The organism is Arthrobacter sp. (assembly GCF_030540645.1).
Classification (GTDB): Bacteria; Actinomycetota; Actinomycetes; order Actinomycetales; family Micrococcaceae; genus Specibacter.
This window is the reverse complement of the sequence record NZ_JAUNVV010000007.1, coordinates 17,701-29,596: the sequence shown is the minus strand read 5'-3', so window position 1 is coordinate 29,596 and position 11,896 is coordinate 17,701. Positions and strand designations below refer to the sequence as shown.

The following is an 11,896-nucleotide window of genomic DNA, read 5'->3' as shown; positions in this document are numbered from 1 at the left end:
GCAGAGTCGGCGGCAGCCGCGCCGTCGAGCTTCAGGTCAAGGTCCTCCAGCTCGGAAATTCTGCCCAGTGCGCTGGCCGCCTGCGCCAACGTCAACGGACCGGCGCCCATGTTCGTGAGCCGCGCCAGAGCATCATCACCGGCAGCAAGATTGGCAGCAAATATCTGCACATATCCCAACACGTCGAACAACGGCGCCTGCTCCGACCAGTTTCGGAAGTCTTGATCGAAGGTGCCTGCCATGAGCGCGTTCAGCTTTTCCCGGTGCTCGGCGACATCGCTGGACAAGGGAACCAGCAGCCTGTCCGACTCAACGCTGTTGGACAACTGCGCAGCAAGACCAACAAGTCCGACGTCGTCCCCCGCCATCTGCGCCGCGCGCCGGGCAAGATTGATGGCCTGATCAACGCGGCCGAAGTCCGTTTGCATGCCCTGGTAGTAGCTCTTGAGCCGGGGTCCGTGCTGGCGCTCCGTCACGTAGAGGTTTTCCTGCGCAGACTGCCATGCCACAGCACCGGGCAGGGCGGCGATGACAGCTTTGTTCACCGCTCCGCCCACGGTGACAGCGCGCAGGGTTTTGCGGTCCGCCCGTGACCGCTTGGACCACCGCTTCAGACCCACATGTTCATGCTCGAATCGCTGCTGCAGGGCCTTCAAATCGAGTTGCAGGGCGTAGTCAATGAAGACCTTTTGCAACTCGCTCCGCCTCTGCTGGACGATGCCAACAACGCCGCTAAGCACCCTTGCGCTTTCCACCAGAGTCCCTTGGACTTCAGGGTTTAACCAGTCGGCCTCGGGCTTGGCGCCATTTTCACTCAGCGCCGCCAAGGAGCATAGAACAGCCAACTTGCGCAGGCTCACAGTGGAGGGATCGACCTGGAACAGTTCTGCAAGCCTGGTTGCTTTCGGTGACAGCTTGGAGATCTCCACCCTGATGGCACGGATCTCGGCCTGCAATGTTCCAGCCGCAGTGACGGTTCTATTGTGCAAACCGCCAGGGGTCGGTATTTCCGGTGTGGAGGTGAGGAGTTTGTCCAAGCCGGAAATCAGGGGTTGGTTGCCTGTCCCCCAGGCAACGGGGAACGCGACGCCAATCTTCGTTTTCAGCTCAGCACGAGTGGAGATGCTGTGCTGCCATTCCTTGATGCGGGCTTCCACTGGGGCTATCGAGGTCCCGGTGAGCCAAGAATCGGGTGCCGCCGGACGTCGGCTGAGCAGGTCTACGAGTACCTTGCGCTGCTCAACCCCAGAGCGGCTGATGTCCAAGTTGAGAAAAGGCAGTCTGCCATCGAATTTTAAGGCTTGCGCCTCGAGCCGTTGCGACAACCTCGCAACCTCCGCGGCGGCGAAGGCACAGTCCCTGACACTATCCGCCTGGAGTCGTGTACCGGTGAGCCCGCGCCAGAGGAAGTCTTCCTGTTCAAGAGCTGGGCGCCAGGCGCGGGAGAGCTCTTCGCCCTTACGCTGGATCTCACCCAGATGCTCCGCGCTGAGACCGGCCATCGTGCTGCTCTCCCCCGCCGGATACTTCTCATATTCGGCCAATTGCAGCAGCCGCCCAAGAACGTCGTGGAAGGATCGGCCCAGCGGCACACGGGCTTCATTCATGGCGGCGGCGTAGCCGCTGAGTCCGATGCGCGACTGCTTCAGCCTGGACATGTCAGTTCGGTCAAACTTGCTGCGCCCCACCGGCTTCCGGGTCAGCTCTTTGTTGAGGGTCTCCACCACCTGTTTCCGTGTGGCCTTGTGGCTGTGTAGTTCAAGCAGGAACGGATCCAATTTGCGTGCGGCAAGCCTGTCGCGCACCACATCCAAGGCGGCAGCCTTTTCACTGACGAACAGCACGGTTTTTCCCACGGCCATTAGTTCGGCGATGATGTTCGCAATGGTCTGGCTCTTGCCGGTGCCGGGAGGCCCGTCCATGACGAAGCTGCGGCCTTCCCGGGCTGCAATGATGCACTTGCGCTGGCTGCCGTCGGCATCCAGAATGCTGTGCAGCGTTTCAGGCTCAACGAGTATGTCCATTTGTGCGTCGTCGGCCATTTCGAAGTCAAAGCTGTCCGCACTGCTGGCGTCAGGCCCCAAAGCCATGACTTGGATCAGCTCGCTGGAAAGGATTTGTTCCTCGTTATGGGCAAGGTCTTGGAACATTGCCTCCTTGTGGAACGTGAAGGTCATCAGAATGCTGCGAGTGTCGATGGACCAATCCGGCTCACCAGCGATGACTTCTTCGACCCGCCCAATGACTTCCTCAACGGTGAAATCCGAATCGTCGAACGTGGGCATTTCCATGGCGAAGTCCCGGGCCATTTTCAAGGCGAGCGAGGTATTCAGCACCGCCTCATCGCCCGTGCGTCGCAGCTGGAACCTGGTCCCCGACCTTTCCAGCCGCACGGGGATGAGTTTCAAAGGGCTGCAGACCGGCTTCTGGTCAACTGGGTCGATCCAGTTCAGCATGCCCAAACCGATGTACAGTATCCAAACGCCTCGGTCCGCATACTCTTGCTCGGAACGCTGGTACAGCCTTTTGCATGTGCTCAAGATCTGGATGTCAGTCTTGTCCAGCACAGTCGCCACCCGAGACTTCTTGCCGGTCGGCAGACCCAATGCCTCGGCGCTGGGGCGGTCCTGCAGCTCAGTCTCATGGGAGGCGAGGTGGATGGGCCCGTTCTCCAACCATTCTTCAAGCTCTCCCATTTTGGGCAGCAGGAACTCGAAGGAGCCCACCTTGGGATGCTGGAAGTACAGCAGTTTCTGCCGCCGATCGAGCGCCAGTAAATCCTCCCGCCAAGCCTTCATCTGGTTCTGCAGCTTGGCCAGCTCAGCCCCGTTCGGCTTGTTGCCCACTCCAAGAACCATGGCTTTCCCCTTTTCGTGCCGCGCAAGAGCACGGAAATGCTGCCCACGGCAGCCTTCAAGACCAGTATTTCCCCACCATTCTCCCATTGACACTTCAGCTGGAGGGCATCATGAACCAAGTACGACGTCGGCAGCACAGCGGTTGGCGGACGCACCCGATCGGCGTTTGACGAAAAGCTAGGCGGCAATAGCCGATTGACACGTATGGAAAGCCGTCAAGATTCTGCGTTTCACTTCCGCTGGGTTAGCTAAGTGGTGCCATTCCAGACGCACGAAACTCCAACCGGCCTCCATGAGCCGTTTCTCACGTTTCCGCTCGGCCAAAAGGACTTCGGGTGTGGGCCTATACAAGAAATACTTGGAGTCACCATCAAACTCAACGATCAGCTTCTGCTCTTTCCAAAGAAAGTCCGGCCGGTAGGTGTAGCCAGCAACCACCAATCCCACCTGAAGATCCGGCTGGGCAATGTTCATCTCAGCGATGATCAGCCTTGTCCGCGTCTCCCCCGGCGACTCGGATCTCCCATCCAATGCACGCAACACCCGACGCGCTTTACGTACTCCCCGACGGCCAGGAGCTGCATTGACCATGGCCCACATGGTATCCATGGATGCGCCGTTTCTCACTGCATGGTCGCCGATGACCACGGCTGCGGCGAACCCCTCCCCTCTGGCACAGTCAACTACTGTTCGTTCCAGTGTGGTCGCAAGCACCTGCCAGCCATCGCGCAGGATCAGTGTTTGGCGGTCGTTGACAGACACATCCTCACGATGGCCCACAACATCTTTGGCGCCGCTCGTTCCAGAAGCTGCCGAGGGAACGGACACGTGCACTGCCGAGCCACAGTTCCAGACGAACAGTCCATGCAAGCGTGCAGCGCTTGCATATGAGTAGGTCGATTCACCTCTCACTGTGATCATGTGTGCAAAGAGCCGCAACTTATCCCGGTCCCATGGTTTAGCTTCGCGCCAATCCTCAGCTCGGACATAGGCACCTTTGCGCAGTCTAAAAACTAGTCCTTGGTTCACAGTGCCAAGGCGAGCGATCTGGCCCCCAGGCCCGCATCCGCCAGCTGTGCCGTAGTGGAGATCGTCATATTTTTAGGCCACGCCTGTGTAAGACGCTGCTCCAGCTTTACACGTTCCATAATCCAATTCTGGAGAACCGCGCTCGGGGCTTCAATGGCATCTTGGTTAAACGGGCGAATCTGTGGATAACAGCAGTTACCTACCGCATAAACAGGCAAAGTGGTCGCCGCGCCCCCGCTTTCCCCGGCTCACTGCAAGAACACCCCGTCCTCACCGCATCCGAGCGTCTGACAACGGCGTCAAGAAACACCGTTTTCGATGAGGAAGGGGCCAACTCGCCCGCTGGCCGAAAAGATACGCCTAACTGGCAAGTTGGCACCGTCATCGGCGAATGGGCGCTTCAAGGGCGTAAAGGACCCCCTTCCTCACGGCCGCGGAACCATGACGAAACTGAAGATTTCAGCCAATGCTGATACAAATGGAGCATGACCGACGCATCCAGCCACCCGACACCTGGCACCAAGAGTTCGCCGCAGACCCGTTCCCAGCTCACCGGTACCGTGGTGTCGCTCATTGGCTGGGTGGTGGTCATTTTGCCGATCGTCCTCATGTCGGTGATGATCTTCGCCTCTGTTCTGGATCCCTCAGCCGGCATGGCCGCGCCTGCACGCGTCGGGCTCATGTTTCTGGGCGCAATATTGCTGTTCTGCATGATCGCCACCCCGCATCTGCTGGGCCAGGCCGTGATTTACCGAGAACGTGCCATGTGGCGTGCTGCCTTGATCACCGGCATCCCCACCGTCGCCGTCATTTTGTATTTCTTGTTCCGCTGGTTGTCCAACTTGGGTTGATCCCAGCAAGGCATGCCAAAATGTAGCCATGCCCCGTCCCCATCGCGAGATACCGTCCCAGCGCCTTCCCGCTTCACGTGCCCAGTCTCCAGCAGCCACCGCCAAGAAGCCCCGTTCACTGTGGTGGGGCATGCTGATCACCGTTGTTGGCTGGCTGCTGCTGGCCTATCCGATTGTGCTGCTGGCCCTGGTGTCCACCGTTTTTGTGTCCGGCCCTCTCGATGGACAAGTGACAGCTTCCGGAATTGCCTTGGGCGTCTTGGGGTACATCGGCACGCTGGCCATGCTGGCGTTCCCGCCTTTGCTGGGCTTCGCAGTCATGGCACGACGCCGGACCCCCTGGCTCGTTGCCATCCTCACCGGAGTACTGACCCTGGCCGCGTTCCTCTACCTCACAGCGGAATGGCTGGTCCCCCTCGGCTGAACCTACTCGGCAGGGCTGAGGGCCTGAGGGCCGCGGGCGCCTGCGAAACCACGGCGCACGCCGAGGATGCCAGCGGAACTACTGGCCGGCGTCGTGCTTGATGAATGTGACCATGCCGGGGTCAAGGCGGGTGCGCATGACCTCGATGGCCTCGGGGTTTTGGTCGACCAGGACGAAGCGGCGCTCGAGTTCCAGGGCCGCGGCGCCGGTAGTGCCGCTGCCGCCGAAGAAGTCGAGCACCCAGTCGCCCTTTTCGCTGCTCGCGGAGATGATGCGGCGCAGGATGCCGATCGGTTTTTGGGTGGGGTAGCCGGTCTTTTCGCGGCCGTTGGGTGAGACGATCGTGTGCCACCAGGTGTCGGTGGGCAGTTTGCCAAGCGCCACTTTTTCGGGTGTGACGAGGCCGGGGGCCATGTACGGTTCGCGGTCCACTTCGCTGCTGTTGAAGTAGTACGTTTTGGGGTTTTTGACGTAGACGAGGATGTTGTCGTGCTTGGCGGGCCACTTCTTTTTGGCGCGGGCGCCGTAGTCATAGGCCCAGATGATCTCGTTAAGGAAGCACTCGCGGCCGAAGAGCGCGTCGAGGAGGACCTTGGCGTAGTGGACTTCGCGGTAGTCGAGGTGGAGGTAGAGGGTGCCGTCGTCGGCGAGCAGGCGCCAGGCCTCTTCCAGCCGGGGTTCCAGGAACTCCCAGTAGTCGCCGAACGAATCGTTATAGCTGAGCGTCAGGCCCTTGATGGTCTCGTAGCTGCGACCCTGAAAGCCAACGCGTGAGCCGGTTTCGCTGCGCACGTTCGTCATGTTTTGGCGGGCTTGGACCTTGCCGGTGTTGAACGGCGGGTCGATGTAGATCAGCCGGAAACGCTCATCCGGCAACGTGCGCAGGTAGGAGAGGTTGTCGCCCTCCACCACCAGGCTCTCCGCCTTGCCCTGCCAGAGAGGCAACTGCTGGAAGTCCTGCGCGTCTTGTGTCATGCATCAAGGCTAGCCCGGCGGCTGGACTTGGCCGAAACCGGCGCGACTTGTGCTGGACCGTCGGCGAACGCCAAGCAGTTGCTGCACACCAAACAGGGACGGTCATCGAGCACGTCTCGGTGACCGTCCCTGGACAGTCATTCAAACTTGGAACTTGCCGGCACCAGGTGGGTTAGGCGCGCAGCACGTCCTTGGTGGCGTGGTTGTAGTGGAAGGTCACGGGTCCGCCGTCGTGGGAGAACTCGTGGTTGGCGCCGTCAATGGCACCAAATGCACCGTAGTTCTCATCCCACGAGCCGTTCACCACTGCCTTGTAGCTGTAGTGCCCGGCGGGCAGGTCCGCGGTGAGCTTCCAAACGCCGTGCTGAGGATCCAGCGCCATCTGGACAGCGTCACTGCTCGGATCCCAGTTCTCAGCACCGAGCACGGCGCCGAAGTTTCCAGCCAACGCCACTGATGAGGGCTGGTCTTCCAGCACGACGTCGGACTCATCCGTTGATGCTTCCTCGGCGGCAGGTGCAGCGGCACCGTTGTCAGACGGGGCAGCTTCCGTGTCCTCTGCCGTCGGGGCCTCGGCGGTCGGCTCAGCGGCAGACGCTTCCGGGAGCGGGGTGTCAGCCGGGGCTTCAGCGCCTGTTGCCAGAGCTTCAATGAGCTTGTCCACGGTGTTGAACACGACGGTGGCACGCAAGCCGTTGTCAGTGATCTCCCAGCCGGTGCGACCCTTGGTCATCCAGTTGGCCTTGACGAGGATTGCCGTAGCCTTGGTGAGGTTCTTGTGGCCGCGGGGAATGCCGCCGCTGAGCAGTTCGGATTCTTCCGCGGTGAACGGAACTCGGGCAACAGCTTCGGCCAAAACCTCACCGCCGTTGGGCTTGGCATCCAGCCGCGATCCTGCGGCCATGATGTCCAAAACTTCTTTGAGTCGGCGATTGGTGTTGTCTCGAATGCTCACAGCATGATCTCCTTTAAAAAACGGGGTACAAGGATACTGTGGCATGGTACGCAGATACCGGCCAGTATGTGACGTGGTTGTGGGGTCAACGTGTCGAAATTGCTGAGAGGAAGTACGTGCCGGCGACTATGCGGGGTAGGCGTCAAAATCCCGAAATAGCTACTGCGCCACTGCGGCTGCATCAGCAAACACATCAGCAGGCATCGCCCTTTGCAGCTTCCAAGTGATGGCGATCGGCTTCTCACCCTTGTGCTGGACGTAGTCAACCTGACCCAGGCACGTATAGGGCATGGTCAGCCCGGTCTCATCTTCTGCGGTTTCTCTGGTGAACAGCACGATCTGTGAACTATGCGACTTACGGTCTAAATAGCGTCGTCCTGTCGGGCTGGATGGCGATGTCGCGTTCTGAGATTCCCAGTGAAATAGTTCAGGGCTAATCGCATAGTCCTTGTACATCGTCGTCGCCGAATGGTTGGCTTCATCCTTGTTCAGAGTAACGAAGAAGGCATCCGTCTTCGTTTCCGGGCACCAAGCAACACCCTCGCGGTGGCTGACGTTCTTTCCCTTTTGCAACGAACCAAATTCCAGAGCTGCAAGAATTTCTTCGCGTCGGTAGGTGGCGTGTGACAGCAACGGGATGCCGGCCAATTCCATGCCCAGACTCTTTCCAGCACGCTTCGAGGCTTTTGCCGCCAAAGCGACAAGCTGCTGGATTTCGTCACAAACGAAGGGATAGCTTCGCAGATGCTTGAACCCGGCATCATAGGACGCAAACCCTCCCGCATCGTCCCACAAAATATAGAAGAGCATCCTGGCGAAGACTTGTTCACGCGGTGTCAGGTCGTCGTACGCGGGGGCGTCGGCGGATACGAGCATTGAATATGCGTCTGCTCTCTCCTGGTCATCGACGTGGATGAGAGCTGCCATTCGGGATAGCAGCTTTGCCTCCCCCGCATAAGCGAGTTCGTCCAGCTTGCCTGATATCAAGGATTCTGCAGGCGAGAATCCTTCAATCAAATTCGCTTTCCGCAGGTAGCCGGTCCAGGAGTCTTTAGTGGAGCGGTAAATCGTCTTGATGTCATTCCCTGACTTCGCCAAGTATTCGGCAAGGAGCACTTCAGCATAGGACTTTACGTCCTTTACCAAGCTCGGCCGGTTCAATTTCAACTGAGCCTTCAGACTGGTCAGAATGACTTCCTTGGCTACACGGTCAAGCACGATCTGAGAGCCTGACGGCAGGAACGGAAAATCATCATCGACGGCTTTCGTCAGCTGTTTCTTCCCGTATCCGGTCAGTGCCCGGTACCGGACATCGAAGCGGAACTCTCGGTGTTGCTGCCCAATGAAGTCAAGGACAGTCAACACCGCCTTGTCGGGCGCACGGCGCAGCCCGCGTCCCAGTTGTTGGATGAATATCGTGGAACTCTGAGTGGGCCGCAGAAGCAGGATCGTGTCCACCTGCGGCAGGTCCAGGCCCTCGTTGAACAGGTCGACCGCGAAAATACAGTTGATCTCCCGCTTACGCAGCCTTTTCAGCGCAAGCGCACGTTCGACGTCGTCCGTCTTGCCTGACACGGCGACCGAGGCTATCCCGGCATTATTGAACACTTCAGCCATGTAGACGGCGTGCTGAACGGAAACGCAGAATCCAATGGCGCGCATCTCCGAGGTGCTTGTGACTTTGTCCCTCAGCTCTCTGATGACCTTTGCAGCTCGTGCGTCATTGCCGGTGTAGAGCTGACTCAGCTGCTGAAGATCATAGGAGCCGCGCTTCCACTCCAGGTGGCTCAGGTCGACGTCGTCAGAGACTCCAAAGTAGTGGAATGGAACGAGCAGGTCCGCGTCGAGTGCGTCCCACAATCGCAGCTCGCTGGCGGTGCGTCCCTCGAAGAACACGTCTGCAACATGGATATCATCGCCGCGCTCGGGTGTAGCCGTGAGCCCCAAAAGTTCCGTGGGTTCGAGATGGTCAATGAGCTTTCGGTAGGTGGGCGCTGCCGAATGGTGGAACTCGTCAATGACGACGACGTCGAAACGGTCCGCAGGCAAATCACCGATGCCTTTGGCAGAAAGTGACTGGACGCTGGCGAAGACATGCTTCCAGAGCTTGGGCTTGTGCTCTCCGACGTAGAGCTCGCCGAAGGCGCCGTCCTGCATGACGTTTCGGTAGGTCGTCATTGACTGTTGCAGGATTTCCTTGCGGTGGGCGACAAAAAGCAGTGAAAGGTCCCGCCCGGCGACTTCGCACAATCGCTTGTAGTCGAGCGCGGCAATGACAGTTTTACCTGTTCCTGTTGCCGCAACGAGCAGGTTCCGGTGGAAACCCTTGGTTCGTTCGGCCTCGAGGTCCTCAAGCATCTCTTCCTGGTGGAGAAATGGTTGGATTTCCAGGCCGGTAAGGGTGTCCGGCGCGGCCGTGAACTTGCCGCCGTTGCGTGCGAGGGCTGCATCGAGCTTACCGGCGTCCAGCTCCGGATCATAGCTCTGGAAGGCCCGCTGTTCCCAGTAACTGTCAAAGGTGATGGCGAACTTTTGCAGCAGGGCGGGCGTTCCAATGTTGGAGAGCCTGACGTTCCATTCAAGCCCGTCCAGCATCGCTGCCCGGCTCAAGTTGGAGCTGCCGACGTAGGCGGTGTCGAACCCTGTGTTGCGGCGAAAAAGCCAGGCCTTTGCGTGAAGCCGAGTGGACTGCGTCTCGTAGCTGATCTTGACCTCTGCCCCGTACGCATTGACGAGATGGTCGATGGCCCGTCGTTCAGTGGCCCCCATATATGTTGTAGTGATGACCCGCAGTTTTCCACCGCGTTCCTTTAAGCCTCGGAGTGCTGAGTCCAAGAGGCGGATGCCCGTCCATCGGATGAACGCACAGAGTAGGTCAACGGAATCTGCGGATTCAATCTCGGTCCTGATTTCTGCGGCAAGGTTGGGGTCGTCCTTGCCGTTGGTGAGTAGCGCGCTATCGCTGAGCAGTGTTGTTGGTCGGCGCAGCTGACGGCGTTTCAACGTGTCAGGCCGATGCAGCGACTGAAGCTGCTGAGGACCTGTGGTGACCTTATTGCCTGGGTTAATGACGTTCAGAATCTGGTTGGTCTTCGCAACACGTTCTTCGGCTTTGGTGCCGTTCAGTAGTTCACGGACGGCGTCGGCAACGTGACGGGCAAGGACGTCCGGCGAGTTTTCCTTATCAACCTGGACAAGCTCCTGCTGCAGCTCCGGTACCAGCTGGAGCCGGTTTCCCAAGTCATCGGTGTGCAGCAGTTCGTAAAGCCCTTCGACCAGCAAATCTGCCGGTTCTCCCCCATCAAATGTGTTCACCAGGCCAGGGTATGCGATTGGTGGGACAGCGACGAACGAAGACATGGTTTCGGGTCATTCCATCCAAAGCCTTTTCTGCGGAGCCACTCAATTGATCCAAGCTCGTCAACTGACGCTGTCCAAGGTTCTGCGTTAGGGGAACGCAGTCAGCCAAGACAAGACATATCCCAGTTCTTGGCCGACCACAGCTGGAGCAGCCAAGGCGTCACACACTCATATCTTCGGCACGCCCGAGAGAACAAACTACATTTTCGGACTGGCAGTCGAATACAACTACAGACAGACTAGCCTCGCGGTAGGTACGCTGTACCATGTCAGCAAACAGGCGTAAGAAAAAGCCACAGAACGCGGCAGATGATCGACGGTATCCCGCAACAGAAAGCCGCGGCGATCGCGGTTCAATGATCATTGCAGTTTTGGCACTAATCATATCGAGCGCGTCCTTCCTGTGGCCATTTCTTGGATGGCCGATGCCCGGCGACTCTAGCGCAAATGATCATGCCGCCAAAAAGTACTTTGAGGCCATTTTTGCGACGGCAGAGAATCCTGATGGCAAGTGGGCCTCAGGAGTCGGAACTGCCCTGACGTATGCCTCTCCCAACTCGCCTGCGGCCCTACACGCGATTGTGATACAAAACCAGTGGGCTGGCTGGCAAGCAAATAATTCCACCGATTTAGAGACCACGCTGTCGGGGCTACGGAATATACACCAAGAATCTGGGAGTGTAAAGGCATGCTCACGCCACGACGACAAGAACTGCATCACCTATGCTAATTTTCGATTTGATGAAAATCATCGCCTTGAGGATTTCACGGAGGAATCAGTTCCGATTGGTTCGCTCACACTTGCTCCTCGCGATACCGCAGACGTCACGACCCCTTTGACCATGACGTTCAAAGGAGCCACCGATTCCGTGGGCGGCACTCTCCTGCAGTTTGTATTCGACTCCTATAGTCCCAGCTCGACCGTGGACATCGACATGGAATCAGCGTTCTACCGAGGCCCGAATGGCAAAGAGGAAAAAGTGGAGATTTCGGGTCCCACATCTCAAGTCATAAGTCAGCATGCACTGATCTTCGGCAGGGTGCCCGGCGCTCATAGTGGAGGTTGGTTCCATTTCTTAGCTCGGCCTGCGGGGGGTGAATGGGAATCTCAATGGATTGAGATCCGCTAACAGAACTGGCATTGCGCCCAGTCACTCCCTTCCTCCAAGGTTGCCGTACCGGTGTCAGCAACGTGATAAACGACAGTGACAGTCATGCTCAACCTCTCTCGGATTCCTATGGACCGGCGGTGGAATTGAGACTGCCGTGGCAGCATCCGGACGATGCCGGGGTTTGGATCGGCGGATCGGCACAGCTGCCATTCCTGGGGTCAACCGATGCAGCCACCCAACGCGGCCTGCCGGCAGCGTTGGGTGAGGTGTCCGCCGTCGTCAGTTTGTGCAGGATTGGCCGAGACGAAGCCCCGGCTGTGGCAGCCGAGAAC

10 protein-coding genes are annotated in these 11,896 nt (G+C 58.7%); 4 read left to right on the top strand and 6 right to left on the bottom strand.

Features of this window, described 5'->3' with window-relative positions; genetic code table 11:
* The 3 genes from Q4P21_RS02640 to Q4P21_RS02630 all read right to left on the bottom strand — a co-directional run.
* Positions 1–2,858: DUF4011 domain-containing protein (locus Q4P21_RS02640; RefSeq protein ID WP_303387312.1), on the bottom strand; the 2,858-nt coding region annotated here is incomplete at its 3' end.
* A gap of 177 nt (positions 2,859–3,035) precedes the next feature.
* Positions 3,036–3,620: a hypothetical protein gene (locus Q4P21_RS02635; protein ID WP_303387311.1), complete on the bottom strand. Its 585-nt coding sequence runs from the start codon at positions 3,618–3,620 to the stop codon at positions 3,036–3,038.
* A 263-nt stretch (positions 3,621–3,883) separates the two neighbouring features.
* On the bottom strand, positions 3,884–4,006 hold the full coding sequence (locus tag Q4P21_RS02630; RefSeq protein WP_303387310.1) for a hypothetical protein: 123 nt from the start codon (positions 4,004–4,006) through the stop codon (positions 3,884–3,886).
* Between the two features lie 366 nt (positions 4,007–4,372).
* Between Q4P21_RS02630 and Q4P21_RS02625 the strand changes: the two genes are divergently transcribed.
* Both Q4P21_RS02625 and Q4P21_RS02620 read left to right on the top strand, forming a co-directional pair.
* Positions 4,373–4,738: a hypothetical protein gene (locus tag Q4P21_RS02625; RefSeq protein ID WP_303387309.1), complete on the top strand. Its 366-nt coding sequence runs from the start codon at positions 4,373–4,375 to the stop codon at positions 4,736–4,738.
* 28 nt (positions 4,739–4,766) lie between these two features.
* On the top strand, positions 4,767–5,162 hold the full coding sequence (locus Q4P21_RS02620) for a hypothetical protein (protein ID WP_303387308.1): 396 nt from the start codon (positions 4,767–4,769) through the stop codon (positions 5,160–5,162).
* Positions 5,163–5,240: 78 nt separating this feature from the next.
* Here the strand turns inward: Q4P21_RS02620 and Q4P21_RS02615 are convergent, their stop codons facing one another.
* The 3 genes from Q4P21_RS02615 to Q4P21_RS02605 all read right to left on the bottom strand — a co-directional run bounded on the left by Q4P21_RS02615 (position 5,241) and on the right by Q4P21_RS02605 (position 10,407).
* Positions 5,241–6,137 carry a site-specific DNA-methyltransferase gene (locus Q4P21_RS02615; protein ID WP_303387307.1) on the bottom strand — a complete coding sequence of 299 codons (897 nt, stop codon included), beginning with the start codon at positions 6,135–6,137 and terminating at the stop codon, positions 5,241–5,243.
* A 172-nt stretch (positions 6,138–6,309) separates the two neighbouring features.
* On the bottom strand, positions 6,310–7,092 hold the full coding sequence (locus tag Q4P21_RS02610; protein WP_303387306.1) for a glycosidase: 783 nt from the start codon (positions 7,090–7,092) through the stop codon (positions 6,310–6,312).
* Between the two features lie 159 nt (positions 7,093–7,251).
* Positions 7,252–10,407, bottom strand: a complete 3,156-nt coding sequence (locus tag Q4P21_RS02605) for a DUF3427 domain-containing protein (RefSeq protein WP_303387305.1) — start codon at positions 10,405–10,407, stop codon at positions 7,252–7,254.
* A 311-nt stretch (positions 10,408–10,718) separates the two neighbouring features.
* On the opposite strand from Q4P21_RS02605, the gene Q4P21_RS02600 reads away from it, so the two are divergent.
* Together Q4P21_RS02600 and Q4P21_RS02595 are read left to right on the top strand one after the other, a co-directional pair.
* The gene (locus Q4P21_RS02600) at positions 10,719–11,582 is read left to right on the top strand and encodes a hypothetical protein (RefSeq protein WP_303387304.1); all 864 of its coding nucleotides are present in this window, start codon (positions 10,719–10,721) and stop codon (positions 11,580–11,582) included.
* Positions 11,583–11,701: 119 nt separating this feature from the next.
* Positions 11,702–11,896: hypothetical protein (locus Q4P21_RS02595; RefSeq protein WP_303387303.1), on the top strand; the 195-nt coding region annotated here is incomplete at its 3' end.

Coding starts and splice junctions, on each gene's coding strand:
- Q4P21_RS02630 (WP_303387310.1), bottom strand. CDS start 4,006: ATGGAACGTGTAAAGCTGGAGCAGCGTCTTACACAGGCGTGGCCTAAA.
- Q4P21_RS02625 (WP_303387309.1), top strand. CDS start 4,373: ATGACCGACGCATCCAGCCACCCGACACCTGGCACCAAGAGTTCGCCG.
- Q4P21_RS02600 (WP_303387304.1), top strand. CDS start 10,719: ATGTCAGCAAACAGGCGTAAGAAAAAGCCACAGAACGCGGCAGATGAT.
- Q4P21_RS02615 (WP_303387307.1), bottom strand. CDS start 6,137: ATGACACAAGACGCGCAGGACTTCCAGCAGTTGCCTCTCTGGCAGGGC.
- Q4P21_RS02620 (WP_303387308.1), top strand. CDS start 4,767: ATGCCCCGTCCCCATCGCGAGATACCGTCCCAGCGCCTTCCCGCTTCA.